General features: G+C 64.8%; 26 protein-coding genes. 21 read left to right on the plus strand and 5 right to left on the minus strand.

Going from position 1 to position 26,617, the window contains the following annotated elements; all coding sequences use genetic code 11:
• Positions 1–6: 6 nt before the first annotated feature.
• The 6 genes from phbB to ACJ7Z0_RS01865 all read left to right on the plus strand — a co-directional run bounded on the left by phbB (position 7) and on the right by ACJ7Z0_RS01865 (position 7,239).
• Positions 7–759 carry an acetoacetyl-CoA reductase gene (gene phbB, locus ACJ7Z0_RS01840; protein ID WP_434788403.1) on the plus strand — a complete coding sequence of 251 codons (753 nt, stop codon included), beginning with the start codon at positions 7–9 and terminating at the stop codon, positions 757–759.
• 10 nt (positions 760–769) lie between these two features.
• The gene (locus ACJ7Z0_RS01845; RefSeq protein ID WP_434788404.1) at positions 770–1,423 is read left to right on the plus strand and encodes a DUF6781 family protein; all 654 of its coding nucleotides are present in this window, start codon (positions 770–772) and stop codon (positions 1,421–1,423) included.
• A gap of 46 nt (positions 1,424–1,469) precedes the next feature.
• Positions 1,470–2,879, plus strand: a complete 1,410-nt coding sequence (locus ACJ7Z0_RS01850; RefSeq protein ID WP_434788405.1) for a cytochrome ubiquinol oxidase subunit I — start codon at positions 1,470–1,472, stop codon at positions 2,877–2,879.
• Positions 2,880–2,937: 58 nt separating this feature from the next.
• On the plus strand, positions 2,938–3,945 hold the full coding sequence (locus ACJ7Z0_RS01855) for a cytochrome d ubiquinol oxidase subunit II (protein WP_434788406.1): 1,008 nt from the start codon (positions 2,938–2,940) through the stop codon (positions 3,943–3,945).
• Between the two features lie 91 nt (positions 3,946–4,036).
• A complete protein-coding gene (locus ACJ7Z0_RS01860) occupies positions 4,037–5,878 on the plus strand; it encodes a sensor histidine kinase (RefSeq protein WP_434788751.1) in 1,842 nt (613 codons plus the stop codon).
• Positions 5,875–7,239 (plus strand): sigma-54-dependent transcriptional regulator, encoded by a 1,365-nt coding sequence (locus ACJ7Z0_RS01865; RefSeq protein ID WP_434788407.1) that lies wholly within the window; start codon positions 5,875–5,877, stop codon positions 7,237–7,239. Before ACJ7Z0_RS01860 ends, ACJ7Z0_RS01865 begins: the two co-directional genes overlap by 4 nt.
• Before the next feature lie 32 nt (positions 7,240–7,271).
• Here the strand turns inward: ACJ7Z0_RS01865 and ACJ7Z0_RS01870 are convergent, their stop codons facing one another.
• On the minus strand, positions 7,272–7,556 hold the full coding sequence (locus tag ACJ7Z0_RS01870; RefSeq protein WP_434788408.1) for a type II toxin-antitoxin system RelE/ParE family toxin: 285 nt from the start codon (positions 7,554–7,556) through the stop codon (positions 7,272–7,274).
• On the minus strand, positions 7,546–7,776 hold the full coding sequence (locus ACJ7Z0_RS01875; RefSeq protein ID WP_434788409.1) for a CopG family ribbon-helix-helix protein: 231 nt from the start codon (positions 7,774–7,776) through the stop codon (positions 7,546–7,548). Before ACJ7Z0_RS01875 ends, ACJ7Z0_RS01870 begins: the two co-directional genes overlap by 11 nt.
• A 228-nt stretch (positions 7,777–8,004) precedes the next feature.
• Here ACJ7Z0_RS01875 and fusA point away from each other — a divergent pair, with 228 nt between their 5' ends.
• Entirely contained in the window at positions 8,005–10,065 is a 2,061-nt protein-coding gene (gene fusA, locus ACJ7Z0_RS01880; protein WP_434788410.1) for an elongation factor G, read from the plus strand.
• Position 10,066: 1 nt separating this feature from the next.
• Here the strand turns inward: fusA and ACJ7Z0_RS01885 are convergent, their stop codons facing one another.
• Positions 10,067–11,269: an aromatic ring-hydroxylating oxygenase subunit alpha gene (locus tag ACJ7Z0_RS01885; RefSeq protein WP_434788411.1), complete on the minus strand. Its 1,203-nt coding sequence runs from the start codon at positions 11,267–11,269 to the stop codon at positions 10,067–10,069.
• Between the two features lie 235 nt (positions 11,270–11,504).
• Between ACJ7Z0_RS01885 and ACJ7Z0_RS01890 the strand changes: the two genes are divergently transcribed.
• The 6 genes from ACJ7Z0_RS01890 to ACJ7Z0_RS01915 all read left to right on the plus strand — a co-directional run bounded on the left by ACJ7Z0_RS01890 (position 11,505) and on the right by ACJ7Z0_RS01915 (position 18,223).
• The gene (locus ACJ7Z0_RS01890) at positions 11,505–12,173 is read left to right on the plus strand and encodes a TetR/AcrR family transcriptional regulator (RefSeq protein ID WP_434788412.1); all 669 of its coding nucleotides are present in this window, start codon (positions 11,505–11,507) and stop codon (positions 12,171–12,173) included.
• Positions 12,174–12,287: 114 nt separating this feature from the next.
• Complete coding sequence (locus ACJ7Z0_RS01895; protein ID WP_434788413.1) at positions 12,288–14,087, plus strand: FAD-dependent oxidoreductase; 1,800 nt, start codon at positions 12,288–12,290, stop codon at positions 14,085–14,087.
• A 56-nt stretch (positions 14,088–14,143) separates the two neighbouring features.
• The gene (locus tag ACJ7Z0_RS01900; protein ID WP_434788752.1) at positions 14,144–16,003 is read left to right on the plus strand and encodes a 2-oxoacid:acceptor oxidoreductase subunit alpha; all 1,860 of its coding nucleotides are present in this window, start codon (positions 14,144–14,146) and stop codon (positions 16,001–16,003) included.
• Positions 16,000–17,055, plus strand: a complete 1,056-nt coding sequence (locus ACJ7Z0_RS01905) for a 2-oxoacid:ferredoxin oxidoreductase subunit beta (RefSeq protein WP_434788414.1) — start codon at positions 16,000–16,002, stop codon at positions 17,053–17,055. The genes ACJ7Z0_RS01900 and ACJ7Z0_RS01905 overlap by 4 nt, the downstream gene beginning before the upstream one ends.
• Positions 17,056–17,104: 49 nt before the next feature.
• Positions 17,105–17,542 carry a CBS domain-containing protein gene (locus ACJ7Z0_RS01910; protein WP_434788415.1) on the plus strand — a complete coding sequence of 146 codons (438 nt, stop codon included), beginning with the start codon at positions 17,105–17,107 and terminating at the stop codon, positions 17,540–17,542.
• Between the two features lie 27 nt (positions 17,543–17,569).
• The gene (locus ACJ7Z0_RS01915) at positions 17,570–18,223 is read left to right on the plus strand and encodes an alpha/beta fold hydrolase (protein WP_434788416.1); all 654 of its coding nucleotides are present in this window, start codon (positions 17,570–17,572) and stop codon (positions 18,221–18,223) included.
• A 20-nt stretch (positions 18,224–18,243) separates the two neighbouring features.
• Here ACJ7Z0_RS01915 and ACJ7Z0_RS01920 read toward each other — a convergent pair whose 3' ends face one another.
• Positions 18,244–18,702, minus strand: coding sequence for a hypothetical protein (locus ACJ7Z0_RS01920; RefSeq protein ID WP_434788417.1), 459 nt, complete (start codon positions 18,700–18,702; stop codon positions 18,244–18,246).
• Positions 18,703–18,925: 223 nt separating this feature from the next.
• Positions 18,926–19,579, minus strand: a complete 654-nt coding sequence (locus ACJ7Z0_RS01925; protein WP_434788418.1) for a hydrolase — start codon at positions 19,577–19,579, stop codon at positions 18,926–18,928.
• A 151-nt stretch (positions 19,580–19,730) separates the two neighbouring features.
• On the opposite strand from ACJ7Z0_RS01925, the gene ACJ7Z0_RS01930 reads away from it, so the two are divergent.
• The 8 genes from ACJ7Z0_RS01930 to ACJ7Z0_RS01965 all read left to right on the plus strand — a co-directional run bounded on the left by ACJ7Z0_RS01930 (position 19,731) and on the right by ACJ7Z0_RS01965 (position 25,925).
• Positions 19,731–20,627: a LysR family transcriptional regulator gene (locus ACJ7Z0_RS01930; RefSeq protein ID WP_434788753.1), complete on the plus strand. Its 897-nt coding sequence runs from the start codon at positions 19,731–19,733 to the stop codon at positions 20,625–20,627.
• 145 nt (positions 20,628–20,772) lie between these two features.
• A complete protein-coding gene (locus tag ACJ7Z0_RS01935; RefSeq protein ID WP_434788419.1) occupies positions 20,773–21,201 on the plus strand; it encodes a GNAT family N-acetyltransferase in 429 nt (142 codons plus the stop codon).
• Positions 21,202–21,291: 90 nt separating this feature from the next.
• Positions 21,292–21,825 (plus strand): DUF2867 domain-containing protein, encoded by a 534-nt coding sequence (locus ACJ7Z0_RS01940; protein WP_434788420.1) that lies wholly within the window; start codon positions 21,292–21,294, stop codon positions 21,823–21,825.
• A gap of 235 nt (positions 21,826–22,060) precedes the next feature.
• Positions 22,061–22,585: a P-loop nucleotide/nucleoside kinase family protein gene (locus ACJ7Z0_RS01945; protein WP_434788421.1), complete on the plus strand. Its 525-nt coding sequence runs from the start codon at positions 22,061–22,063 to the stop codon at positions 22,583–22,585.
• A gap of 149 nt (positions 22,586–22,734) precedes the next feature.
• Positions 22,735–23,157, plus strand: coding sequence for a hypothetical protein (locus ACJ7Z0_RS01950; protein ID WP_434788422.1), 423 nt, complete (start codon positions 22,735–22,737; stop codon positions 23,155–23,157).
• Between the two features lie 49 nt (positions 23,158–23,206).
• Complete coding sequence (locus ACJ7Z0_RS01955) at positions 23,207–23,494, plus strand: hypothetical protein (protein ID WP_434788423.1); 288 nt, start codon at positions 23,207–23,209, stop codon at positions 23,492–23,494.
• Positions 23,495–23,500: 6 nt separating this feature from the next.
• Positions 23,501–23,911, plus strand: coding sequence for a hypothetical protein (locus ACJ7Z0_RS01960; protein WP_434788424.1), 411 nt, complete (start codon positions 23,501–23,503; stop codon positions 23,909–23,911).
• Between the two features lie 1,747 nt (positions 23,912–25,658).
• Complete coding sequence (locus ACJ7Z0_RS01965) at positions 25,659–25,925, plus strand: hypothetical protein (RefSeq protein WP_434788425.1); 267 nt, start codon at positions 25,659–25,661, stop codon at positions 25,923–25,925.
• The last annotated feature ends 692 nt before the right edge of the window (positions 25,926–26,617 follow it).

Here is a 26,617-nt window from a genome sequence, read left to right on the forward strand (position 1 = left end):
AATCAAATGAGCGAGAAGAAGCAACAAGTGGTCCTCGTCACCGGCGGCATGGGCGGCCTGGGCGAGACGATCTCCACCAAGATGGTCGATGCGGGCTACAAGCTCGCGGTGACCTATTCGCCGGGCAACAAGTCGCATGCCGAGTGGGTGGCGCAGATGGCCGAGCGCGGCTACCAGATCCTGGCCGTGCCCTGCGACGTGGCCGACTACGACTCCTGCGCACGGGCCGTGGGCCAGGTGCAGGAAGCCCTCGGCCCGGTCGACGTGCTGGTCAACAACGCCGGCATCACGCGCGACATGACCTTCAAGAAGATGGACCAGATCAACTGGAACGCCGTGCTGCGCACCAACCTCGACAGCCTGTTCAACATGAGCAAGCAGGTGGCCGACGGGATGGTGGACCGGGGCTGGGGCCGCATCATCAACGTGTCGTCGGTGAACGGCTCGAAGGGCGCGTTCGGCCAGACCAACTATTCGGCCGCCAAGGCCGGCGTGCACGGCTTCACCAAGGCGCTGGCGCTCGAGGTGGCGAAGAAGGGCGTGACGGTCAACACCATCTCGCCCGGCTACATCGGCACGAAGATGGTCACGGCCATTCCGAAGGAAGTGCTCGACAGCAAGATCCTGCCGCACATCCCCGTGGGTCGCCTGGGCAAGCCCGAGGAAGTGGCGGGCCTGATCATCTACCTGGCCTCGGAAGAGGCGGCGTTCGTGACTGGCGCCAACATCGCCATCAACGGCGGCCAGCACATGCAATGAACGGACGGCCATGATCCTCAAAAACGGCATCGATCAGGTCGCACTGATCAACAAGTTCACCGACGCCTCGGCCAAGCAGGGCGAAGCCATCCGCAAGGCCGTGCACGAGGCCACGCTCAAGGCGCTGCAGGGCCGCGAGCTCACGCTCGCAAACATCCGGCAGGTGCTGGGCACGGTCACCAAGGCGGCTTCGGCCGGCGCCGAGGGGAGCAAGCTGCCCGCGCCCGACGTCCAGGCGCTGCTGGCCAAGGCCTTCGCCGGCATGGACGGCGCGCTGGAGCAAGCGGTGCTGGCCAACCAGCGTGCGCTGCAGCAGCTGGTCGACCAGGGCGTGAGCCTGCGCGAGACGCAGCTCAAGAAGGCACTGGCCGACATCGAGAAGATGGAAGACACGCTGTTTGCCAGCGTGCGCAAGGCGGCGCCGGCCGACGGCCCCTGGAGCGCCGTGTTCCAGGCGGCGCAGGGCAAGGGCACGGGCACCGGCGCACGCGCCACCGCGGCGCTCGAACTTCTCATGGAAGACACGCACAAGAACCTGCGCGACGGCCGTGCGCTGAGCCTGCGCGCCTCGCAGGCGATGCTCGACAGCTACGCAACGCTGGTGAGCGGCGTGCTGATCGGCATGTCCGAAGCCCTGAAGCAGGGCGGGGCGGCGAAGCGATGACCCGGGCCGGCGGCGGCCGCGCTGCCGCCGGCCTGAAAGGAACCCGATGGACGCGCTGATCCTCGCCCGCATGCAGTTCGCGGCCAACATCACCTTTCACATCCTGTTTCCCACGATCAGCATCGCGCTGGGCTGGCTGCTGCTGTTCTTCCGCTGGCGGTGGCTCCGCACGCGCGGTGGCACCGATGCCGTGTTGGCGCAGGGCTGGCTCGATGCCTACCGCTTCTGGACCAAGGTGTTTGCGCTGACCTTCGCGCTGGGCGTGGTGAGCGGCATCACCATGAGCTTCCAGTTCGGCACCAACTGGCCGGGCTTCATGGAGCGCGTCGGCAACGTGGCGGGGCCACTGCTGGGCTACGAGGTGCTGACCGCGTTCTTCCTGGAGGCGGGCTTTCTGGGCGTGATGCTGTTCGGCCATGGCAAGGTCAGCGAGCGCGTGCATCTCATGTCGACCTTCATGGTGGCCTTCGGCACCACGCTGTCGGCCTTCTGGATCCTGGCGCTCAACTCGTGGATGCAGACGCCCGCGGGCCATGAGATCGTGGACGGCGAGTTCCACGTGGCGAGCTGGTTGGCGGTGATCTTCAATCCCTCGTTCCCGTACCGCTTCGCGCACATGCTGCTGGCATCGGCGCTGACCTGCGCGTTCCTTCTGACCGGCCTGTCGGCCTGGCAGGTGCTGCGCGGCGCGGGGCAGCGCAGCGCGGCCCGCGTGATGCGCGTGGGGCTCACGCTGGCGGCGGTTCTGATTCCGGTGCAGATCGTGGTGGGCGACATGCACGGCCTCAACACGCTCAAGCACCAACCGGCCAAGATCGCGGCGATGGAAGGCGTGTGGGAGACCGAGCGCGGAGCGCCCCTCTTGCTGTTCGCCATTCCCGATGACCGGACGCGCAGCAACCGCTTCGAGATCGCGGTGCCGAACGGCGCGAGCTTGATCCTCACGCACAAGGCCGACGGCGAGATCCGTGGGCTCAACGACTTTCCCGATGCGCACCCGCCGCCGCTGCCGATGTTCTTTGCGTTCCGAATCATGGTCGGCATGGGCATGCTGATGCTCGCGACCAGCTGGCTCGGCTGGTGGCTGTATCGCCGCACACGCTGGCAGCCGGCGAAGCTGCCGCGCGCGCTGCTGCGGCTCTTCGCGGGCATGACCTTCTCGGGCTGGGTGGCCACCGTGGCGGGCTGGTACGTCACCGAGATTGGCCGGCAGCCCTACATTGTCTACGGCCTGGTGCGCACGGCCGACGTGGTGTCGAAGGTGCCGGCCGCGATGATCGGGCTCACGCTGGCGCTCTACGTGGCGCTGTATCTCGCGCTCATCGTGGCGTACGTGGCGGTGCTCAAGTACATGGCCGAAAAGCCCGACGAGGTGCTGGCGACGGAGGCGGCCGAACAGGCCCTGACACCGGCGGGCGCGATCACCTCGCCGATTCTCGATGGAGGCCGCGCATGAGACGCCGGGCCGCTCCCAAGTCGAATGGCACCGCAGCGCGCAGCGCGGAGGTTAGCCAATGAACGCGATGATGAGTTTCGACGCCGCATTGCCGGTGATCTTCATGGCGCTGATGGGCGTGTCGATGCTGGTCTACGTGATCAGCGACGGCTACGACCTTGGCGTGGGCATGCTCATGCACCGCGCCACCGACGCCGAGAAGGACGTGATGGTCGCCTCCATCGGCCCGTTCTGGGATGCCAACGAAACCTGGCTGGTACTGGGCGTGGGCATCCTGCTGGTGGCCTTCCCCAAGGCGCACGGCCTGGTGCTGGGCGAGCTCTACCTGCCGGTGGCGCTGATGCTGATCGGCCTCACGTTGCGCGGCGTGGCCTTCGATTTTCGCGTGAAGGCGCGCGACAGCCACAAGCGCACCTGGGACCGGCTCTTCTTCGCGGGCTCCACGCTGGCCTCGGTGGCGCAGGGGTGGATGCTGGGGCGCTACATCAGCGGCTTCGGCACCGGCTGGAACTACCCGGTGTTCGCTGCCGCCATCGCCGTGGCGCTGCCGATGGCCTACGTGCTGATGGGTGCGGCCTGGCTCATCATGAAGACCGAAGGCGCGCTGCAGGAGCGCGCCGTGCAGTGGGCGCGTACCGCCTGGGCGCCCATGGTCGGCGGCATGCTGCTGATCTCGATGGCCACGCCCTGGATCAGTCCCGAGGTGCGCGGACGCTGGTTCGCACTGCCCGAAATCCTGGCGCTGGCCGCCATTCCACTCATGACCGGCGCGGCGCTGCTTGCCGTGCGCGCCCTGCTGAATACGCGCATGGTGCGCGGGCCGGTGTGCTGGCTGCCCTTTGTGCTGCTGGTCATGGTGTTCGTGCTCGGCTTCCTGGGGTTGGCCTACAGCATCTATCCCTATGTGGTGATCGGCCAGCTCACGATCTGGCAGGCGGCCAGCAGCGCACCGGCGCTCAAGGTGATCCTGGTCGGCGTGTGCATCTCGGTGCCGGCCATCGTGGGCTACACCGTGTTCTCCTATCGGGTCTTCCGCGGCAAGACCGGCGAACTGCGCTATGCCTGAGCAGACACTGGGCCTGGCCGAAACCGCGCGTGACACCCGGCACCGGGCAGCCACTGATGCGGCCTTCGCGGCCTTGTGCAATAACGGGCTCATGATTTCACGGGAGCCGACGCGGCACTTCGACTTGCCTTCTCATACCCGCAGACGGTGGCGCAGCCTGCCGCGCTGGATCGGCGCGCTGGCGCTGGTGGCACTGGCCGCCTTCGCCGGCCATCACTTCGCCTTGCAAAACGGCCTGGCGCGGCTACGCGAAGCGGCCGACCACCGGCTCGACATGCTGGCGACCGGGCTCGATGCCGACCTGGCCCGCTTTGAGTATTTGCCGGCGCTGCTGGAGATGACCCCCATCGTCCCGGCGCTGCTGCGCGCGCCGTCGGACGGGGCGCTGCGTGACGCGGTCAACCGCTATCTCGATGGCGTCAACGCCGCCGCAGGCGCGGAAATGCTCTACGTGCTCGACGCCGCAGGCACTTCGCTGGCAGCTTCCGATTGGGACCGGGCCGGCACCACCGTCGGCCAGGACCTGTCGTTCCGGCCCTATGTGATCGATGCGCTGGGCCAGGGCAAGGGCCGCTTCTACGGCGTCGGCATCACCAGCCGCAAGCCCGGCTACTACCTCTCGTACGCCCTGCGCCGCGACCAGCCCGTGCGCGGCGTGGTGGCCGTCAAGGTCAATCTCGAGGAGTCCGAGCGCGCCTGGCGCATGCTGCCGGGCAACGTGGCGCTGATCGACCAGCGCGGTGTGGTGATCCTTGCCACCCGCGAAGACTTGAAGTTCCGGCCGATGCTGCCGCTGGACCCCTCGCAGCGGGCCGAGGTGCTGCGCTCGCGCCCCTATGGCGAGGCCGGCCTGCAGCCGCTGCAATGGACACTGAAGGAGGCACTGGCGCGCGACGTGCAGGTCATTTCGCTCGACGGCGTGGACCAGCTTGCCTCGAAGCGCTCGCTGCGCGGTGCGCCGTGGCAGCTGATGGCGCTCGACGACCTGGCGCCGGTGCGCGTGGGCGCGCGCAACGCGGCCATCACCGCGAGCCTGGCGATGGCGGTGCTGCTGCTGCTTGCCGTCACGCTGTGGCAGCGCCGCCGGGCCGTGCGGCAGAAGCTGGCCAATCAGGCGGCGCTGCAGGCGGCGCACGACTCCCTCGAATCGACCGTGGCCGCGCGCACCGCGCAGCTGCGCGCCGCGCAGGGGGAACTGGTGCATGCCGGCAAGATGGCGGCGCTGGGCCAGATGTCGGCCGGCGTGGTGCACGAGCTGAACCAGCCGCTCACGGCGATGCGCACCCTCTCCGAAAGCGCCGCCATCCTGCTCGACAAGAGCCGCTTCGACGACGTGCGCGGCAACCTGCAGCGCATTCGCGGCATGGTCGACCGCCTGGCGCGCCTGACCTCGCAGCTCAAGACCTTCGCGCACAAGAGCGAACTGCCGCTCGCGCCCGTGCCGATGGCGCAGGCCGTGGCCGACGCGCAGGCCATCGTCGCCGAATCCTCGAAGAAGAACGGCGTCGCCATCGAGGTCGACGTGCAGCCCGCCACGGTGAGCGTCATGGCCGAGGAGGCCGCGCTGGGCAGCGTGCTCGTCAACCTGATGCGCAACGCCATCGACGCCATGCAGGCCTCACCCGCCTCACGGCGCACGCTGCGCCTGGAAGCCCGGCCGCAGGACGGCCGCGTGATCCTGCGCGTGAGCGACACCGGGCCCGGCATTCCGCCCGACATCCTGCCGCGCCTGTTCGAGCCCTTCGTCACCAGCAAGCCGGCGGGCACCGGACTCGGCCTGGGCCTCGTGATCTCGGCACAATTGGTGCGGGCCATGGACGGCACGCTGCGCGCCGCCAACCTGGCGGAGGGCGGCGCGTGCTTCGTCGCCGACCTGCCGGCCGCCGTTCAGGCCATTCTTATTCCCACCCCCACAGGAGTGATCAACAAGTGAGCGAAGCCCCTGCCATCCGGGTGCTGCTGGTCGAGGACGACGAAGACGTCCGCCTCAGCACGATCCAGGTGCTGACCCTGGCCGGTTTCGAGGTCGAAGCCTTCGCGAGCGCCGAACGCGCCCGCCCCCACATCAGCTTCGGCGTGCCGGCCATCGTGGTCTGCGACGTGCGCCTGCCGGGCCTGAGCGGCACCGAATGGCTGCTCGAACTCCACCACACCGACGCCGAGCTGCCCGTGATCCTGGTCACCGGCCACGGCCACATCGCCATGGCGGTGCAGGCCATGCGCGAGGGCGCCTACGACTTCATCGAGAAGCCTTTCAGCTCTGAGCGGCTGGTGGCCATCGTGCGCCACGCCATCGAGCGCCGGCAGCTCACGCTGCAGGTGCGCGCGCTGCGTGACGCGCTGGAAAACTGGCACGGCATCCAGGCGGTGCTGATCGGCCGATCGGCGCAGATGCAGCAGGTGCGCCGCACCGTGATGACCTTGGCCGAAACCTCGGCCGACGTGCTGATCTATGGCGAGACCGGGACCGGCAAGGAGCTCGTCGCCCGCTGCCTGCACGAGCACAGCGAGCGCCGCCGCCAGCACTTCGTGCCGCTCAACTGCGGCGGCCTGCCCGAGGCGCTGGCCGAGAGCGAGTTGTTCGGCCACGAGGCCGGCGCCTTCACCAGCGCCAATCGCGTGCGCGTGGGCAAGTTCGAATACGCCAACGGCGGCACGCTTTTTCTCGACGAGATCGAGAGCATGCCGATGGCGGTGCAGATCAAGCTGCTGCGCGCGCTGCAGGAGCGCTCCATCGAGCGCATCGGCTCCAACAAGGCCATACCCTTCGACTGCCGCGTGGTGGCCGCGAGCAAGGACGACCTGAAAGACATGAGCGACCGGCAGAAGTTCAGGGCTGACCTGTACTACCGGCTCGGCGTCGCCTTCATCGAGCTGCCGCCGCTGCGCGAACGGCGCGAGGACATTCCCCTGCTGTTCGAGCATTTCACGCTGCTGGCGGCTGCGCGCTACGAGCGCGCCGCGCCGATCCCGAGCAGTGCGCAGGTCGCCGACCTGATGGCCTATGCCTGGCCCGGCAACGTGCGCGAGCTGCGCAACGTGGCCGACCGCTTCGTGCTCGGCCTCCTGGGCGAGCGCCTGACGCAGGTGCGCGGCAACGGCGAAGACATGCCCGCCTTGCCCCGCGGACTGCCGCAGCAAGTCGAGTCCTTCGAGCGGGCGGTGATCGTCGAGACGCTGCGCAAGCACCAGGGCGACCAGCCGGCCACCGCCAGCGCGCTGGCCATCGCGCGGCAGACGCTGCACGACAAGCTGCGCAAGCTCGGCATTGCGGCGGACGAGTTCAAGTCCTAGGGGCGCAAGATCGTCCGATCGGTTGTGTCGGCCTACCAGCGCTGCGGCAGGCGGCGAGATGTGTGGAACACGCGCAGGATTTCGACGGTGTCGCCTCGCACGCGATAGGGGACGATGTAGCGGGTCTTTGGCACGATCAATTCGCGCGTTCCAGGCACGCGTCCAGGCCGACCGAGGCCTGGCTGAAGTGCAAGCATGGCCACCGACTGAAAAATTCGACCGACGACCAGCCTGGCCGCAGCCGCATCGTCGGTGGCGATATAGGTGGCTTCCTCGTCCAGGTTACGCAGAGCGGCGCGCAGCCACTTAATCCGCATTCACCTTCCATTTTCTTGCGAGCGCTGCAACTTCCTTGTCGCTTGCGAAGTCTTCGGCGTCCGCTTCCTTCAGCGCAGCGCGCACTTCGCCGATCTGCCACTCATTGGTTTCGACATAGGCGCGGATCGCTTCGGCGGCCAGGAACGACTTGCTGCGCTGAGTCGCATCGGCGAGGTGGTCGAGCCGATTCTTGACTTCGTCGTCGAGTCGAATGGTCATCGTGGTTGACATCAGTAAAACCAGGTTCGTATTCGGATGTACACATCCTAGCACGACGGCCTCGCGTGTCGATTCACAGGGGCATGCTGAGCCAGTCCGGACGCCGGGTCGGCAAACGCAACCTTGCATCGGCACGGCCAATCCCGTACGCTGGCCCAACGTCCACGCGCAGCACCCGAGCCCTTGCGGGCCGCCGGGCCGGCCTTGCGGACGCCAAGGAGACATGCCATGCCAAGCCGATCGAACGGCCTCACGGCCGAAATGGAAGCGGTGCGAACGCTGGCGCTCGTCGGCCCCGCAGCCGCGGGCAAGAGCTCCCTTGCCGAGGCCTTGCTGCACAAGGCGGGCGCCATCGGGGCGTGCGGCAGCATCGAGCGCGGCAGCACCGTCAGCGACTACGACCCGCTCGAGCGCCGCATGCAGCACTCGCTCAACGCGTCGGTGATGCACCTCACGCATGCCGGCACGCGCATCCACTTCATCGACACGCCCGGCGGTCCCGACTTCCTCGGCCAGAGCCTGCCGGCGCTGGAGGCGGTCGAAACAGCGGCGGTGGTCATCAATGCCGCCACCGGCATCGAGCCGATGGCGGTGCGCATGATGGAGTACGCGGCCTCGCGCCACCTCGCCCGCATGATCATCGTCAACAAGATCGACGCGCAGGGCGTCTCGCTGTCGGGCCTGCTGGCCGACATCCAGGCCACCTTCGGCCGCGAATGCCTGCCGCTGAACCTGCCCGACAGGGTCGGCAAGCGGGTGTTGGACTGCTTCTTCAACCGCTTCGGGCAGTCCGACTTCGGCCCCGTCGAAGCGGCGCACCGCGCGCTGGTGGAGCAGGTGGTCGAGGTCGACCCGGCCTTTGTCGACCGCTACCTTGAAGAGGGCGACGTGGATCCGGCGGAGCTGCACGCGCCGCTCGAGCAGGCGCTGCGCGAAGGCCACCTGATCCCGGTGTGCTTCGTCTCGTCGCGCAGCGGCGCCGGCGTGGCCGAGCTGCTGGACGTGATCGTCAAGCTCCTGCCCGACCCGACCGAAGCCAATCCGCCGGAGTTCCTGCTCGGCGAGGGCACGGATGCGAAGCCGATGCAGGCCACGCCCGACCCGTCGCTGCACGTGCTGGCGCACGTGTTCAAGGTCACGGTCGACCCCTACGTCGGCAAGCTCGGCATCTTCCGCGTGCACCAGGGCACGGTCACGCCCGACAGCCTTCTTTACGTCGGCGACGGCCGCAAGCCCTTCAAGGTGGGGCACCTGTTCATGCTCCAGGGCAAAGACCATATGGAGGTCTCGCGTGCGATACCGGGCGACATCGTGGCGGTGGCCAAGGTCGATGAAATCCATTTCGACGCCGTGCTGCACGACGCGGCAGAAGACAACCACATCCATCTTGCGCCGCTGGCGTTCCCGGTGCCGGTGCACGGCATGGCCGTGGAGCCCAAGCGGCATGGCGACGAGCAGCGCGCCTGGGAGATTCTCGGCAAGCTCGCGGCCGAGGATCCGTGCCTGCGCATCGAGCATGCGGCCGCGACCAACGAGACGGTGCTCTACGGGCTCGGCGAGCTTCACTTGCGCATCGTGCTCGAGCGCTTGCGCGAGGTGTACCGCTTCGAGGTCCTGACCCGGCCGCCGCGCATTGCCTACCGGGAGACAGTGAGCGCGCCGGCCGCGGGGCATCACCGGCACAAGAAACAGACCGGCGGCGCCGGCCAGTTCGCCGAAGTCTTCCTGCGCATCGAGCCGCTGGCGCGCGGTGCCGGCTTTCAATTTGCCGACGAAGTCAGGGGCGGGGCGATCCCGGGCCAGTTCATTCCCGCAGTCGAAAAAGGTGTGCGCGAAGTGCTGGCGTGCGGCGCGATCGCGGGCTACCCCGTGGTCGATGTGCGCGTGGTGGTGCACGATGGCAAGCACCACAGCGTCGACAGCAAGGACATCGCCTTCGCGACCGCAGGACGCAAGGCCTTCATGGCCGCGATCCGCGAGGCCCGGCCAGTCGTGCTTGAGCCGATCGTGCAGATCGAGATCGCCGTGCCCGAACATTCGGTGGGCGACGTCACGAACGATTTGTCGTCGCGGCGCGGCCTGGTCACCGGCACGTCGCCCATGGGCGCCGGCACCGTGGTCGTCGGCGGGCAGGTGCCCGAGGCCGAACTGGCCAACTACCAGTCGCGGCTCAATGCGATGACCAGCGGCCAGGGCCGCTACACCCTTGCGTTATCCCACTACGAAGCCGTGCCGCCGGCCGTCCAGCAGACGCTGATGGGGCAGTATCGGGTGCGGGAGGAGGATTAAGTCAGGCCGGGCCCAGCCTTCCGCCAAGCGCATCGTCGACGTTGCGATGAAAACGCAGCACCTCGTGCTCGAGCCGGCCGAGATGGAAATGCGTGTTGGCGCCGCTGGACAGGCCGCGCTGGATCGCCACCGCGGTGGCGATGTCCTCTTTCTGGAAGACGGTCTGCTCGATGAGCTGGAAGGTCTTCTCCCAATGGGCGGTCCAATCGTCGCCGGTGCGGTCCGGCGGAATCAGCATCGTGTGCACCCAGCGGACCTGATCCGGCGCCGGCGAAAACATGCCGATCAGGCTCACGTAGTCGGGGTGCCAGATGAGAAAGGTGTTCGGGAACACGAGCTGCGTCGGCGTGGCGAGCTTGCACAGTGCGTCGCGACCCTGCGGCGGCTCGAAGGCCTCGAAGGCCGCGCGCCGCGCCACCAGCGAGTCCTGGTGCGGCCCGGCATGCAGGTTGACCGTGTACGCGTCGGCAAAGAAGGGATAGATCGTGTCGCGGTGCAGCACGCGGATGTGATAGCCCTCCAGGAAGGCATCGACCGTCAGCTTCCAGTTGGCCTGGTACACCCGGTCGACCTTGCGGAACACGGTCATCCGGGGCAGGCCCATCCAGTCCATGTGCGCGCCCAGCCCTTGCAGGAAGGCCGCGGCCGAAAACGCGGCCCCGGGGCTCCGCTTGACGACGACCAGCCCGCTGGCTTCGTCGCAGGGCAGTTCGACCAGGTTCAGCGTGGCGGGGTCGATGCCGTCGAAGGTCTGTGCATGCAGGCGATGGCGCAGCTGTCCATCGAGTTCGTAGGTCCAGGCATGGTAGGGACAGACCAGGGCCTTGCAGGCCTTGGCCTTGGCCGGCTCGGCGCCGGGGTCGGAGCTGGCGATCAATGCCATGCCGCGGTGCCGGCAGACGTTGAGGAAAGCGCGCACGCGGCCATCGGCCGCCCGGGTCAGGACGATGGGGACGCCGAGAGCGTCGAAGGGCAGGGCTGATCCGATCGGAATTTCCGAACTGTGGGCCGCAACGATGGGCCACTGGCCGAACAGCGCCGCCTGCTCCTGCTGCCAATGCAGCGGGTCCGTGTAGTGGCTGACCGGCACGGTGCCGGACTGCTCGCCTTCCTCACGCGTTTGGGTGAGCCGAGCCTGGTCGAGACGGCGGACCATGTCGGCCAGCGTCGCCGGCATCGGTGCAGCAGTGTTCGGATTGATCATCGGGATCGCTTCGCATCGTGGTGAGCCATGGAACAGCCCTCAGCTTAGGTTGAATGCGTGCCGGACATGTTCAGCTTTCGTGGGAGGTCGCCGGCAGGTGCGCAGCCCTGGCCCTCCGGCGCATTGACGCGAGGCGTGTTCAGCTTTTCCCGGCTCGCGCGGGCCGTCTTGCACCCGCCGCGGTGAACCCCGAAGATGAGCCCCTTCCTCCATGGGAGCTCGCCATCGCCCACGCATGAATTCGATCGTCAGACCTCGCCGCAAGCCCGTGCAGTCGCGCGCCTGGATGACCAGTTGCGCGATCCAGGATGCCTTCGTCATGCTGCTGGTCGATCGGGGCTACGAGAAGATCTCGATGCGCGAGATCGCAGGTGTCGCGGGCGTCGGCCTGGGCACCCTGTATCTGTACTTTCCCGGCAAGGAGTCGATTGCCGCGGTCACCATCCGCCGCTGGATGCGCAAGCAGGCCGCGATCCTGGCGGAGGCCTCCAAGGTGTCCACTCCACGCACGGCCGAGCTGGCGGCCCGAGCCATGGTGCAAGCGCACGTGCGAGGCCTGCTCGGCCAGGAAAACGAGTGGCGCGCGTTGCTTCATCTCGAACGCCGCATCTCTTCGCCCGCCAGCTACCGCGAGATCTACCGCGAATTCGTCGGCCTGTTCCGCGATGCCTTCATCGCCTCTTCTGACTGGCCTGTGGGGGCCGACCCGCTGCGCACCGCGTTCAATGCGTTCTCGATGGTCGATGGCATCGTCGGGCATGCGCTGCTGGTGCACGAGGCCTGCCCGGATGCGGGAGAACTGGCGAGCGACGTGGAGTGCGCGGTGTCCGGTTACATCCGGTCCGTACAGGCGCAGGCGCGTCAAACCGGCGCCATGGAGACATGCTGGCCAGCCCCTGCATGACGCCGCTGCTGCGGGATTTCACCAAGGCCCTACGGCCGCAGGGGCGGCGCATACTTGCTGCAGCGCCGCTCGTCGGCCCCTCCGGGGTTCCGGGCGACTGTCAGGAGGCACGCCTTGCAGCGAACCGACATAGCCAACCCGGCCTATTTCCACAAGGTCGTCGATTGCCAGTACGCCTGCCCGGCGCACACCCCCGTCCCTGAATACATCCGCATGATCGCGCAGCGCCGCTACAGCGACGCCTACATGATCAACTGGGTTTCCAACGTCTTTCCCGGCATCCTGGGGCGCACCTGCGACCGGCCTTGCGAGCCGGCCTGCCGGCGCGGGCGGGTCGAGGAAAGCAACGCGAAGGATCCCGAGCCGGTGGCGATCTGCCGGCTCAAGCGCGTGGCGGCCGACATGAAGGACGATGTGCGTGCGCGCATGCCCAAGCTCGCACCCAAGAACGGCAAGCGCGTTGCCTGCGTCGGCGCGGGGCCCGCCTCGCTCACCGTCGCGCGCGACCTGGCGCCGCTGGGCTACGAAGTGACGGTGTTCGACGGCGATGCCAAGGCCGGCGGCTTCATCCGCACGCAGATCCCGCGCTTTCGGCTGCCCGAATCGGTGATCGACGAGGAGACGGGCTACATCCTGGACCTGGGCGTCGAATTCCGCGGCGGCGAGCGCATCGACTCGATGAAGGCGCTGATGGCCGAGGGGTGGGATGCAATCTTCGTCGGCTGCGGCGCGCCGCGCGGGCGCGACCTGGACCTTCCCGGCCGCCAGGAAGCGGCGGCCAGCATCCACATCGGCATCGACTGGCTCAACTCCGTCTCGTTCGGCCACGTCACCAGCATCGGCCAGCGCGTGATCGTGCTGGGCGGCGGCAACACCGCGATGGATTGCTGCCGATCGGCCCGCCGGCTGGGTGGCACCGACGTGAAGGTCATCGTGCGCAGCGGCTTCGAAGAAATGAAGGCCTCGCCCTGGGAGAAGGAAGACGCCCAGCACGAAGGCATTCCGATCATCAACTTCCACGTGCCCAAGGCCTTCGTCCACGAGGAGGGCAGGCTGGTGGGCATGCGTTTCGAGATCGTCCAGGCCGCGTACGACGACCAGGGCCGCCGCACGCTGGTGCCCACCGGCGCGCCGGACGCCTGCTTCGAATGCGACGAGGTGCTGGTGGCGGTGGGCCAGGAAAACGCCTTCCCGTGGATCGAGCGCGATTGCGGCCTCGGCTTCGACACGTGGGGCCTGCCGGCGCTCGACAAGAACACCTTCCAGTCGACGGTGCCCAACGTGTTCTTCGGCGGCGATGCGGCCTTCGGCCCCAAGAACATCATCACGGCCGTGGCCCACGGCCATGAGGCCGCGGTGTCGATCGACAAGCTGTTGCGCGCCGAGCCGGTGTACGTTCGCCCGCCGCCCATGACTAACCTGGTGTCGCAGAAGATGGGCATCCACGAGTGGAGCTATGACAACGACACCTCCAACGACCTGCGCTACAAGGTGCCGTGGGCCAAGGCCGAGGCGGCGCTGGCCAGCATCCGGGTGGAGGTGGAGCTGGGCTTCGACGCCGCCACCGCCTTCAAGGAGGCCGAGCGCTGCCTGAACTGCGATGTGCAGACCGTGTTCAACGAGACCACCTGCATCGAATGCGATGCCTGCGTGGACATCTGCCCCATGGACTGCATCAGCTTCACCGCCAACGGCCCAGAAGCCGAGCTGCGGACCCGGCTCAAGGCGCCGGCGCTCAACCTGGCGCAGGACCTGTACGTGTCCGGTGGCCTCAAGACGGGCCGCGTGATGGTCAAGGACGAGGACGTCTGCCTGCACTGCGGCCTGTGTGCCGAGCGCTGTCCCACGGGGGCATGGGACATGCAGAAGTTCTTGCTGAAGATGACGCCGGCGGGGCAGGGGGTGGCGCAATGAGTGCCGTACGGCCGCCCGAAAGGGTGAATGAAGGCGCGAATGATGGCGCGAAGGAAATGGAGAGCCTGGGCCTCATCCCGCAGATCGAAGCGGTCAACGATTTCGTCATCAAGTTTGCCAACGTCAACGGCTCGGGTTCGGCCTCGGCCAACGAGCTGTTCGCCAAGGCCATCCTGCGCATGGGCGTGCCGGTGAGTCCGCGCAACATCTTCCCCAGCAACATCCAGGGCCTGCCGACGTGGTACGAAGTGCGCGTGACCGAAGCGGGCCACCTGGGGCGGCGCGGCGGCACCGACATGATGGTGGCGATGAACCCGCAGACCTGGGATGCCGACCTGGCCGAACTGGAGCCCGGCGGCTATCTCTTCTACGACAGCACGCGGCCGCTGCCGCCGTCGAAATTCCGCAGCGACATCCGCGTCATCGGCATGCCGCTCACCGAGATCTGCAACGCCGTCTACCAGGACCCGCGCCAGCGCCAGCTGTTCAAGAACATCGTCTACGTGGGCGCCCTGGCCATCCTGCTCGGCATCGAGCCCCACGTCATCGAAGAGCTGTTCGGCGAACAGTACAAGGGCAAGGAAAAACTGCTGGCCTCCAACGTGCAGGCGTTGCACCTGGGCTGCGACTTCGCAAGGGAAAACCTGCGCGAACCCCTGGGGCTGCAGGTGCGGCGCGCCGACCGGGTGGGCGACCGGATCTTCGTGGACGGCAACAGCGCCGCGGCATTGGGCTGCGTGTATGGCGGCGCCACGGTCGCGGCCTGGTATCCGATCACGCCGTCGTCCTCGGTGGCCGAGGCCTTCCAGAAGTACTGCGCCAAATTCCGTGTCGACCCGGCCACCGGCCAGCAACGATTCGCCATCGTGCAGGCGGAAGACGAGCTCGCCTCGATCGGCATGGTGGTCGGCGCCGGCTGGAACGGCGCGCGGGCCTTCACCACGACCTCGGGGCCGGGCGTTTCGCTGATGGCCGAGTTCATCGGCCTGGCCTACTTTGCCGAGATCCCCGTCACGCTCATCAACGTGCAGCGCGGCGGGCCTTCCACCGGCATGCCGACGCGCACGCAGCAGGCCGACATCCTGTCCTGTGCCTACGCCTCGCATGGCGACACCAAGCACGTGCTGCTGTTTCCCGAGGACCCGCACGAGTGCTTCGAGCACGCGGCGGCCGCGCTGGACCTGGCCGACCGGCTGCAGACGCCGGTGTTCCTGATGACGGACCTGGACATCGGCATGAACCAGCGCCTGTGCGCGCCCTTTGCCTGGGACGACAGCAAGGCCTACGACCGCGGCAAGGTCATGAGCGCCGAAGAGCTCGAGGCGGGCCGCGACTTCGGCCGCTACAAGGACGTGGACGGCGACGGCATTCCCTGGCGCACGCTGCCGGGCACGCATCCGACCAAGGGCAGCTACTTCACCCGCGGCACGACACGCGACGCCTACGCCCGCTACTCGGAGCGCGGGCCGGACTACATCTACAACATGGAGCGGCTGCTGAAGAAGTTCGCGACCGCGGCCACGCTGGTGCCGCAGCCTGTGCTGCGCCCGGCCGCCCAAAAGACCGAGCTGGGCGTGATCTATTTCGGTTCGACCAGCCCGGCCATGCACGAGGCGCTGCAAGCGCTGGAAGAACGCGGCATCCACGTCGATGCGCTGCGGCTGCGCGCCTTTCCCTTCCCGGACAGCGTGGTCCGTTTCCTGGCGCAGCACGCGCAGGTGTTCGTGGTCGAGCAGAACCGCGACGCCCAGATGCGCAGCCTGCTGGTCAACGAACTGGACATCGATCCCGCACGGCTGGTCAGGGTGCTGCACTTCGACGGCACGCCCATCACGGCGCGCTTCATCGTGCGGTCCATCGACACGCACCTGCAGGCGCAGGCATCTGGCGCCGCCGATCCGAAGGAGCCTGCATGACCTACCTCGCCAAGCCCCGGCTGCACCACCCGACGCTGGCCACCAACAAGGTCGGCTACACGCGGCGCGACTACGAGGGCAAGATCTCCACGCTGTGCGCCGGCTGCGGCCATGACTCGATCTCCGCCGCCATCATCGAGGCCTGCTGGGAGCTGGACATCGAACCGCATCGCGTGGCCAAGCTCTCGGGCATTGGCTGCAGCTCGAAGACGCCGGATTATTTTCTGGGTGCGTCGCACGGCTTCAACACCGTGCACGGCCGCATGCCCAGCGTGCTGACCGGCGCCAACCTGGCCAACCGCGACCTGCTGTACCTGGGCGTTTCGGGCGACGGGGATTCGGCTTCCATCGGCCTGGGCCAGTTCGCCCATGCCATGCGGCGCGGCGTGCGCATGGCCTACATCGTGGAGAACAACGGGGTCTACGGCCTGACCAAGGGCCAGTTTTCCGCCACCGCCGACCAGGGCTCGAAGAGCAAGAAGGGCGTCGTCAACACCGACAGCCCCGTGGACCTCGTTGCCATGGCGCTGCAGCTGGGTGCCAGCTACGTGGGTCGGGGCTTTTCGGGTAACAAGGCGCAATTGGTGCCACTGATCAAGGGCGCGATCAGCCACGGCGGGGCCGCCTTCATCGACGTGATCAGCCCCTGCGTCGCCTTCAACAACCACCCCGGCAGTACCAAGAGTTACGACTATGTGCGTGAGCACAACGAGGCGGTGAGCCGCATCGACTTCATCAGTGGGCGAGAAGAAATCGCCGTCGACATCGAGCCGGGCGAAGTGATGGATGTGCGCCAGCACGACGGCACGCTGCTGCGCCTGCGCAGCCTGCATCCCGACTACGACCCCGGCGACCGCTACGCCGCCATGGCCTACATGCAACGGCACCAGGAAATGGGCGAGGTGGTGACCGGCCTGCTCTTCGTCGACCCGCTGGCGACCGACCTGCACACGGCGCTCAACACCTGCGACCGGCCACTCAATGCACTGGGGCCCGCTGAACTGTGCCCGGGCGCCCAGGCCCTGGAACGGCTCAACGCCACCTTGCGCTGAGCGGCGGTTCGCTGCACCATTGCCATCCTTCTCTTCTGGAGGGCGCATCATGGCCGAGCGCACCGTTTTCCAATCCATCTCGCGCAAGCATGTGGTCAGCCTGGGCCCGCAGGCCAGCGCGCGCGACGCCGCGTGCGTGATGACGCGCGCGAACTGCGGCAGCGTGCTCGTCATGGAGCTGCCCGACATCCTGCTGGGCATCCTGACCGAGCGCGACCTGATGACCCGCGTGCTGGCCCGGGGGCTCGACGCCGATCGCACCGCGGTGCGCGAAGTCATGACGCCCAACCCCATCTGCGTGCCGCCCGAAACGCTGGTGTCCGACGCCGTGGTGCTCATGCTCGAACGGGGCTTTCGCCATCTGCCATTGATGGCGGGAACGAAGATCCTCGGTGTGTTCTCGGTGCGCGACGCGCTGCCGCGGGAGCTCGGCACGGCGGTGAGCCTGACCGAATTCCGAGAGCAAGTGAATGACGCGCTGGGGTAGGAGCTACCGTCTCCGAAGGACGATTGGATGGCAAGATTCATTTTGGTGCCAGGTGGTTGGCACGGGGCGTGGGCATTCGAAGCTGTCAGCCATGCGCTATCAAGCGAAGGCCACGAAGTTCAGGCGCTCACTCTGTCGGGGTTGGACGGCGAGCCTGCGAATGGAGCCAATCTCGAACGTCATATCGACGAGGTGGTTCAAACGGTTCGCGGGCGCGATACGAAAGCCGTTCTTGTCGGTCATTCGTATGGGGGCATGGTCATCACTGGCGCGGCGGACAAGGAGGCATCGCGCGTCAAGGCGATCGTCTACGCCGATGCCTATGTGCCGGACAACGGTGCATCGGTTTGGTCGCTCACCACCACGAACTATCGGGAGCGTTTCATAGCGGGTGTGGCTGCGGATGGTTTGACTTGCGCGCCGCCGGCCCATCTAGACAGCCGATGCCGCCCTCATCCAATCGCCACTTTCCTGCAGGCGATCAAGCTGACTGGCAACTGGCGCAACGTCCGCAGCAAAGCCTTCATCGCCGCGTGCGGCTGGGAAGGAAGTCCGTTCATCGAGTTGTACGAACGTCTGCGACTGGACCCTGATTGGGCGACGCATCGCCTCGACTGCGCACACGACGTTCCGCGGCTGGCCCCCGAAGCTCTCACGAGGATTCTCTTGAAGTACGTGTAGGCAAGCCGAGCGCCGGCTGTTCATTCCAAGTAGTCAATGAACTGCGGGATCACCTCGCGCAGGAAGCGGATTTCCTCTGTGGGAATGCTGCGCGACTCCAAGTCGAAATGGATGAAGGTGCCATAGGGCGTGCCGCATCCTCGCGTCAGCAGCCGGCCGTAGTACGACTCGACCATGCCGGCATACGGTCGGTTCGTCAGGCGCTGATCTCCGGAGGCATGGCTGGTCACGAACTCGCCGTGCTCGAGCGCGTACTGGCAGAAGCTCTTGCCCAGAGGCACCACCTTCAGCCAGGTGCGGTATTCAGAGTCGCGGTCGAAGGCATGCGCCGCGCGCATCACGTCGCCGTTCAATTTGTAGATCGCCGTGAACCGATAGGACGTCCTGTCGTTGAGCAAGGCCAGCGCCGGAGCGATGCCGCGGCTGGCAAGAAGGCTGCGAACGGCCGCAGCAGGCGCTGGCAAGTCGACGTCGAGCATGGGTACTTTGGTTGGGGCGTGGGCGCGAATCTTACGTAATTCTTGCTGTGCTCTGGAACAGGGTTTGACCCTCATCTTGTCAACGAAAACCCTTAAGTACCCCGCGAGTCTCGCGGCTCTGCACCTTCGACTGGCCGGGCGCTTCGGAAGGGCGCGCGCCGGCCGTGGGAGAGGCAGAATGCGGCCAACCTGTGGAGTTTCACGCCTCTTCATCCCGCTCAGATCATCCTGCGTTGCCAGGCACAGGCGTGTTGAGCAGCTGCTGCTCCCACAGGAACGCGATGCCGCTGCCGCCGGCATGCTGGGTGATCACCTCCGTCAGTGCTGCGGCTTGATCGGTCCGAGCCCAATCGCGCTGCCATTCGGCGGCGAGCGCCATCCAGGTCATCATGTTCGCGCCGGCCGCGATCATGCGCTGGATGGCGACCTCATGCGCCTCGACTGAAACACCGCCCGACGCATCGGTGATCACCGTAACGTCCCAGCCTTCGCCGAGGGCCTGGATTGTCGGCATCGCGACACACACTTCGGTCCACAGGCCTGCGATGACCAACTGCTTGCGACCCGTTGCCTTCACCGCGTCCACCACCTTCTGATCCTCCCACGTGTTGATGAACGTGCGGTCGATCACCTCTTGGCCGGGGAATACGTCGGTGATCTGGGGAAAGAGGAGCCCGCCTCGCGCAGCGATCACCGTCGTCAAGATGGTAGGCACGCCAAAGGCCTTGGCGGCCTTCGCCAGCCCCGCCGTGTTGTTGATCACCATTTGCGGTTCGTGGCTGTTCACGTTCGCGAGTTGGTAAGGCTGGTGGTCGATCAGAACGAGCACTGAATCTTCTGGACGAAGAAGCGAAGTAAGGCCGTTGCGAAAAGTCATTGATGCATCCTTTGTTGCCGCTTTGAGCGGGATTGAATTGCGGCGAACGTTCGCCTGTGGCGACGTTGCCTGGATGCATTGTGTTGTTCCCAGTTGCGATGCGGTAGTACCATTTCGCGGCGAGCTGTGTCGCGAAATGGGGAACGCTCAGTTGGACATCGAAGAGCTACAGACCTTCGTAGAAGTTGCAGATGCCGGGGGGGTGTCGGCTGCTGCGCTGCGGCTCGGCGTGGCCAAGTCGATCGTCAGTCGTCGGCTGTTGCGGCTTGAGGCGGAACTTGGTGTCCAGCTGCTCTCGCGATCCACTCGCGGGGCCTCGCTCACAGAAGCCGGGGCCACATTCCGGGACCATGCGGCCAGGGTCTGCGCCGAGATCGACGCAGCCCGGGATGCGATCCTGCCCGCCGGCGACCTTCGCGGCCGTTTGCGGGTTGCGGCGCCGCTTTCTTTCGGCCCCACTCACTTCGCTCCCATCCTCGCGGAAATGGCACGACGCCATCCTCAGCTTCACATCCAGGCCTGCTACAGCGATCGGTTCGTCGACCTCATTGCGGAGGGCTACGACTGTGCGATACGGGTTGGCTATCTTCAGGACTCCGGCTTGATCGCAAGACGAATCGGTCGTATCCATGGGAAGCTGGTCGCAAGCCCGGACTACGTCAAGGCGCATGGGTCGCCTGAGACCCCAGAGGAGCTCAGCGCCCACCAAGCCCTTATGCAGGGAGCCGAAGCCTGGCAACTCATGGACGGCGACAGGATCATCACGGTTCATCCGCAGGGGCGCTTCAAGAGCGACAACGGCACGGCGTTGGTCGCCGCCGCGATCGCAGGACTCGGAATCGCGTACCTGCCCGATTGGCTCACCCATGAGCATCTGGCCTCCGGGACACTTGTGCCGGTCATGACACGTCATCCACCACCGCCGGCAGGTGCCTATGTCATCCGCCCGCCAGGTCAGCATCCCGCACGGAAGATTCGGGTCCTCACCGAGCTCCTGATCGAGTATTGCGACCGGTCTCCACACCTTGCGGGAGCTGCACCGGTCTGAGTGCGCATCGACGTTGATGCTCGGTTCCAGGGTGAAGCCAACGGAACGCCAAGGGCAGCAACGGGCCCAAAGCTCCGAGGCCGCGACCGGCTACAGTCGGCCAGAAGCCGACCTCCTAGGCGTGGCTCCGCTACCCTTCTGCCAAATGGAAAAGATCACCGTCACCGCCGCGACGCCCGAAGAACTCCGCTCCGGAGAGCTCGGCCTCAAGCTGCGCCACTACAACTACAGCTTCGTCGGCGAGTATCCCGAGCAGCAGTACATCCGACTCAACGCCAGGGACGGGAATGGCCGGTTGCTCGGTGGGCTGCGAAGCTTTGTGTTTCTCTACTGGCTCAACATCGAAGTACTGTTTGTCGAAGCCGACGTGCGCGGCTCGGGCCTGGGCAGCCGCCTGCTCGCCGAAGCCGAGCGGCAGGCCATCGAGTTGGGTGCGACGAACGCCAAGCTCGACACCTTCGAGTGGCAGGCGCCCGCGTTCTACCGGAAGCACGGCTACGAGGAGTACGCGCGCATCGACGACTATGCGCCCGGCTTCTACCTGGCCTCCATGAAGAAATCGCTGGTGCGCTGAGCAGCGATACAAGCTTGGCCCGATCAGAGAAGCGGACCTTCGTGGCTCAGGCCTGGGTGATCCTCTGTCACGACTAGACTCCTGGACACCATGAACCTCCCCCGGAACACGATCTCGACCAAAGCGCACGCTGTGCCCATGCCCAGCAACAGCGTGCTAGCGCCTCTTTACGCGAACGCGGATCTGTTGGACGCCTTTGCAATTCAACTGCCGGTGGAGGCGAGCGATGATCTGGAGGTGCTGGCACGCACGGCGTTCGAGAGCCAGGCGGGGTGGATTCGTGCGCTCACGTGTGTCCGCGATGTGGTGATGGCGACAGTTGGCGTCAAATCGTCTGGCGCCGTCGGTCTTGCCGGAGCGGCGCGTGGGCGGGTTATCGGCTACCTACCGCTGCTGTCAAAGAGCGCTACGGAGTTGATCGTGGGCGCGGATGACCGGCATCTTGACTTCCGCGTCACCATCCAACTTCGCGCCGATGCAGCAAATGGTCGCGAGCTGCTCGCAGGCACGGTGGTGCATTGCCATAACAGACTGGGACGTATCTATCTTGCGACGATTGCTCCGTTTCATCGCGTGATTGTGCGGGCGAATTTGGAACGGGCAGTAAGAGAAATGAGGACTTGAGCATGTGTAGGGAGCCACAGTTGCTGCGCCCTGTGCACAGTTGCTGCGCCCTGTGCACAGTTGGTGAGCCTGGCCGTTCGAAGATGGTTAGCCTTTCCCACGGGGGCGTCGCTGTGGCATCCTCCGGCCAGCCGCCTTCCGGCCAGCCGCCTTCCGGCCAGCCGCCTTCCGGCCAGCTGCGGACATTCGAGGCCGCGCCAAATTCCGTCTGCTTCTTGGTCCTGAATCGTCAAGCATGTCTCAAGTTCATTTGATCGAGGGCCCAGTCGGGGCCGGAAAATCCACCTTCAGCGCAGCTCTGGCCGCAAGCAGCGATGGCGTGCATATCCCGCTCGACGAGTGGTTCGCAGCGCTTTTCAGCCCAGACCGCCCGGAGGGCGATTTTGTGCCTTGGTATGTCCAGCGCAAGGAACGGTTGCTGGGCCTGATATGGAACCACAGCCGCAGAATACTGGTGTCAGGTCGAAACGTTGTCCTCGAGCTTGGTCTGATCCAGCAGCAACCACGAATCCAGTTCTGTCGAATGATCACGAACGAAGGGTTTCCGCTTCACCTCCATGTCCTCGACGCGCCCTTGGAAATTCGTCGTGGGCGTGTTCGACGCAGGAATGAAGAGCGAGGTCCTACGTTTTCGATGGTCGTGCCGGACCATGTCTTTGAGATGGCGAGCAAGATTTGGGAGCCACCGGACGCACTGGAATGCGAAGAGTTCGAGGTTAGCTTCGTCACTGAAGGGTCGAAGGCGTCGTTTGACGCTTGAGGAAGCCGGCCAGCACGCGTCTTGAAAGTCGGCTGTCGAGCAAATCAAAAGCCGGCTTTGGGCCCTTTGCGCCTTCAGCTCGTGCGGCTACAGTCGGCCAAGACCAGACATCCGACCAGCACCTCCAGTTTGCGTCCAAGAACAAGCTCATGACCAGCTACATCAGTCTCAGAGACCGAAGGTTCGACGTCACGTCAGCGGTGGTTCGCCAATTCGACGGACTGTGGAGCGTGGAGATTGAGACGGAGCCGAAGGAGTTCGATGGCGAAATGTGGTCACCCAGGCTGTATCACCAGGGTCTGCGGCTGCTGACGCATACAGAAGGCAATCCGGAAGGCGCGAGCACCTCATGGAGAAACAAATCGGATGTCGCATACCCTCATCCGGAGTTGGGGTTGATGTACGTGTTCGGCCACCACGATGTGTACGACACGACGTTGGCGTTCGGTCGCATGGACGCCGGGCACATCGAACTCGCGTGGGACGGGCTTTGCGACGTATTCTGGTCCGGCGACTTCACAGAGGCCGTACCCTTTCAGTGCCGCTGCGTCGCATCTGTGCGCCACGGCTGATGGCAGGACGCGGCCAACAGCCGTCACTCGTGTCAGAGGCTCAACCTGAATGAATAAGGGCGAGATTGCACTCAAGATCACTAATCACGAAAGCGTTGAAAGCCTGATTGGCTTCGCCTCATCGTGGTTGGTCGATCTTGGCTTCGTATCGCACGCAGGGCCGACCTGTGCACTGCTGATGCCAGATGACCCTGAAGAGATCGACCTGCATGACCAGGAGCAATTCAACTGGTTTCGAGCCTCAGTGGTCGAGTCTCTGCACGTGGCTGGGCTGACCGGAGTCTGCGTGGCGGCAGGGCCAACTGACCCTGCTGCGGAAGACGTCCGCCGACTCTGAGGGCATTTGGTTTCGAGCAACCGTACCGCAGGCGAGGCAGAATTCGGCCACAACCCGACGCTCACAATTCCGCCCCACTTCGCCCATCAGCAGTCATCCATCAACCCACATATGTCCGGTGCGAAGGTAGTAGTTCAGTTCATTGCTGCAGACGTTGGTGGTCGAACAATGCCCGCCTACTTGACGAAGAAATACCGCCCTCACTTTCGCGTCGGGAGCGGAGAGTACTTGGGCGTCGTCTTTTCCGGCGATGAATCGAGCGCACCAATTCAGCCTGGGATTTGTATGAATGCGGAGGTAAGGTTCATCTACGTACCCAATGTCGACTACGGGGATCTAGTCGTCGGAGCACAATTTCAAATCCTTGAAGGTGCGCGGATTGTCGGAATCGGCGTGATCAGTGACCTGGTCACATGAAAGTCCCGTCGCGGCCAACAACCACCGATATCACCAGATTGGAGAAGATCTAATGCTTGCTCGCATTTTCTTCATTGCGCTGACAGTCGCGCCCACCTTTTCGAGTGCAGCATGCTCTGCGACCCTGCGCTCCCCTGACCAAACGGTGGCGATCAGCGACAACGGATGCGAATTTTCTGAAGAGATGATCTTCGTGAGCGCTCGGACAAGTGATCGAAAGTTCGTCGAGCTACCGCCCATTTCGTTCACCAGTCAGTGCGTATGGCATGTCTCAAGCCGAGACTCGAAGCAGCCAGACGGATTCCATTGCAACTCGAATGGCGCAACTGTATTAGCAGGTACGACCTACAAGGAGACACCCGGAAGGAAGAAGGTCTGTGGCGATTCGAGGTGGCCCGTCTACAAATGCACGAAGGGTTGCACGCAACACAATGTACCGCTCTATTTTGAGATCGAGCCTTACGAATGCTGAATCAAAGTCTACGGGTCATCGGGATCGGCTGCCCCAAAGTCAACAACGGCCCTATGTTCATTCGACTTGGTCACATCTGCAGGTCACGGAGGGCGTAACCACGGACTGCTGAAGGACCCGAATTCCGCGCGAGCCTGAGGTTCGTCGAAGGGAGTTGAGGGGCCTTGATCCGTCCGCGACTCCGGCCCTGAGCCTGCTTGCAATCTCGGACCTGCCCTTGGGCTGATCGGCTTGGCGCGAGCGGTCTGGTTCGCCGTGGGTTCGTCGGCACCAACGAACAACAATTGGCCGACTAAACAGCAGGCAGAATCCGGCCATGACCCGTCGTTCGCCGTCTGTCTTCGTGGGTGCGGTACATAGCTGTGACGAACTCTGAAATTGAAAACCTGTGGATCGAAGCTTGGTCGAAACTGATCGAAATAGTCACCGCCAAGTCTGGCAAATAAACAGTGATGATGTATGCCCAGTTGAACTGGTACTTAGAGAGGGGAGGTATCGTGCATATCCGTAGCGTCCGTGCGCCTTGCGGCTTGAGATCTCTTTGGCGTGCCAGCGGGCCGACAGCGCTTCTTTGTCTCGCAATGACCGGATGTGCGCCTATTCCATATGCCGATCCAGATAACAAGACCGACCAAGTGCCGCTCACGATTGACTATACGGGCACTCATGTCAATCCCCAGGTATCTCTCTTCCTGGACCCGAAGACTTGTAGCGCACCTCGCTACATTGCGATGGATGACACTACAACAAGAACGATCTACGTCCCTGTAAATCAACCTTCAACATTGTTCGTTGGCGGTGCGCGGCTTACGGGAGGATTGGGTGTTGCTTTTTGTCAGCGCTTCGCCATCACTGCAAGTTTCGACCGCGGTGCTCGCTATAGATTGACCCACCATACGAGTGACAAGCAATGCACGTTGCGGCTCACTCGAGTTGAAGATGGCGTCACACGCGATATATCTTCCTCTATGAGATCGCGGCAAGAGAGAAATCCTGCTCTACCGGGGCCGAGAGATGGTCCGTATTGCGTAGATCAATACTAGGTTCGGGCGTAAGCATGTGGCCACATCCGCCCTCACAAGCAGTCGTTCGGAGCAGACTTAGTCAGGGATTTTGATGACCTCGTATAGCTTCCTTTGGGACGGAACCGAAGCAGGATGGGTGCTCCTTCATATCTCGCGTTGGATGTCGGGCCTTACCGCTACTTTCGACGATGGAGGCCCCAGTCCAAGAGAAATTCAGGCACTCCGGCGAGCAGTTCCGTCAATCGGCGCTATGTCTGCCAGCGAAGCCGTTGGACAGCTCGCAGGTAGGAAAAGCGTTGCTCTTGGCGAGTTCGACGACCGCGAGGGCCGACGAATTGCCAAGGAACTGCGCGACCATGGGGTACAGGTTCAACAGCAGACGATTGACCGTTCCGGTTACTTGCCGTTCAACGAGCTCAATCAGCACGTAATGGCCATCGAAGACGACCTTGTGGCGCGGGATGTCACTGATGAAGCTTTGAGGCGGGGCGTTCCTGTGAGACATGTGGAAGCCTGAGGCGACGGCAGGGGAAGCGTCGAACCACCGACCGGCTACAGTCGGCCAAGAGCTGACTTCCAAGGAAGCCTCGCAGAATCGAAGCTGCGACCCCAGCCTCAGAAATCACCGGAAATTGCGATGGATCGTGTAGCCGCCCTAAATTTCTTGAGATCCCTCACTCGGACGGAACTGGCTTTGCTCATCGCGGAGGCGGCCGAAAAGTGGACTGTAGGGGATTTAGCAGAGGGCCGCTCGGTCTTCCGACTTGCCGAGTGCTTTGCCTTCAGGGGTGTTGACGAACAACGCCCCGAATCAGCCTACCTGGCCCTGGTCGCCTATCCGGCGAAACCAGAAGACTACGCCGGTCACGACGGGGTTGAACAAGATGGCTCGTGCTCAAAATGCGGCGTGGAAGTTTGTTGTGCAGCAAAGGTGGCCATTTGCCCGGTTTGCGGTGGAGAAGCGCTCTGCACATAGCCAGGCCGCGATCTACCTCAGCAAAACTTGAAAGGCAGCTTTGATTGAGGGCTTCCAAGGACGACTTCAGGCCTCACGCGGCCCTCAAGGGCTTCGACTACATTCGGCCAACTGCGGCCCTTCCAACCAGCCCTCCACTTCGAAGCTCATGTTCGACCTAATCCCCCACCCTACGGGTCGCAACGAAAACATCGCTCGCTCCGGGCACCTACAAGCCACTTGGTGAAAACGAG

Origin of the sequence: Variovorax palleresanus, assembly GCF_051144945.1 — a bacterium.
GTDB lineage: Bacteria > Pseudomonadota > Gammaproteobacteria > Burkholderiales > Burkholderiaceae_C > Variovorax > Variovorax paradoxus_S.

Bases quoted from the DNA above. Each gene is read 5' to 3' on its own strand.
- phbB (WP_434788403.1), top strand. From the start codon at position 7: ATGAGCGAGAAGAAGCAACAAGTGGTCCTCGTCACCGGCGGCATGGGC.
- ACJ7Z0_RS01845 (WP_434788404.1), top strand. From the start codon at position 770: ATGATCCTCAAAAACGGCATCGATCAGGTCGCACTGATCAACAAGTTC.
- ACJ7Z0_RS01850 (WP_434788405.1), top strand. From the start codon at position 1,470: ATGGACGCGCTGATCCTCGCCCGCATGCAGTTCGCGGCCAACATCACC.
- ACJ7Z0_RS01855 (WP_434788406.1), top strand. From the start codon at position 2,938: ATGAACGCGATGATGAGTTTCGACGCCGCATTGCCGGTGATCTTCATG.
- ACJ7Z0_RS01860 (WP_434788751.1), top strand. From the start codon at position 4,037: ATGATTTCACGGGAGCCGACGCGGCACTTCGACTTGCCTTCTCATACC.
- ACJ7Z0_RS01870 (WP_434788408.1), bottom strand. From the start codon at position 7,556: ATGCGGATTAAGTGGCTGCGCGCCGCTCTGCGTAACCTGGACGAGGAA.
- ACJ7Z0_RS01875 (WP_434788409.1), bottom strand. From the start codon at position 7,776: ATGACCATTCGACTCGACGACGAAGTCAAGAATCGGCTCGACCACCTC.
- fusA (WP_434788410.1), top strand. From the start codon at position 8,005: ATGCCAAGCCGATCGAACGGCCTCACGGCCGAAATGGAAGCGGTGCGA.
- ACJ7Z0_RS01885 (WP_434788411.1), bottom strand. From the start codon at position 11,269: ATGATCAATCCGAACACTGCTGCACCGATGCCGGCGACGCTGGCCGAC.
- ACJ7Z0_RS01890 (WP_434788412.1), top strand. From the start codon at position 11,505: ATGAATTCGATCGTCAGACCTCGCCGCAAGCCCGTGCAGTCGCGCGCC.
- ACJ7Z0_RS01900 (WP_434788752.1), top strand. From the start codon at position 14,144: ATGGAGAGCCTGGGCCTCATCCCGCAGATCGAAGCGGTCAACGATTTC.
- ACJ7Z0_RS01905 (WP_434788414.1), top strand. From the start codon at position 16,000: ATGACCTACCTCGCCAAGCCCCGGCTGCACCACCCGACGCTGGCCACC.
- ACJ7Z0_RS01910 (WP_434788415.1), top strand. From the start codon at position 17,105: ATGGCCGAGCGCACCGTTTTCCAATCCATCTCGCGCAAGCATGTGGTC.
- ACJ7Z0_RS01915 (WP_434788416.1), top strand. From the start codon at position 17,570: ATGGCAAGATTCATTTTGGTGCCAGGTGGTTGGCACGGGGCGTGGGCA.
- ACJ7Z0_RS01920 (WP_434788417.1), bottom strand. From the start codon at position 18,702: ATGCTCGACGTCGACTTGCCAGCGCCTGCTGCGGCCGTTCGCAGCCTT.
- ACJ7Z0_RS01925 (WP_434788418.1), bottom strand. From the start codon at position 19,579: ATGACTTTTCGCAACGGCCTTACTTCGCTTCTTCGTCCAGAAGATTCA.
- ACJ7Z0_RS01935 (WP_434788419.1), top strand. From the start codon at position 20,773: ATGGAAAAGATCACCGTCACCGCCGCGACGCCCGAAGAACTCCGCTCC.
- ACJ7Z0_RS01940 (WP_434788420.1), top strand. From the start codon at position 21,292: ATGAACCTCCCCCGGAACACGATCTCGACCAAAGCGCACGCTGTGCCC.
- ACJ7Z0_RS01945 (WP_434788421.1), top strand. From the start codon at position 22,061: ATGTCTCAAGTTCATTTGATCGAGGGCCCAGTCGGGGCCGGAAAATCC.
- ACJ7Z0_RS01950 (WP_434788422.1), top strand. From the start codon at position 22,735: ATGACCAGCTACATCAGTCTCAGAGACCGAAGGTTCGACGTCACGTCA.
- ACJ7Z0_RS01955 (WP_434788423.1), top strand. From the start codon at position 23,207: ATGAATAAGGGCGAGATTGCACTCAAGATCACTAATCACGAAAGCGTT.
- ACJ7Z0_RS01965 (WP_434788425.1), top strand. From the start codon at position 25,659: ATGTCTGCCAGCGAAGCCGTTGGACAGCTCGCAGGTAGGAAAAGCGTT.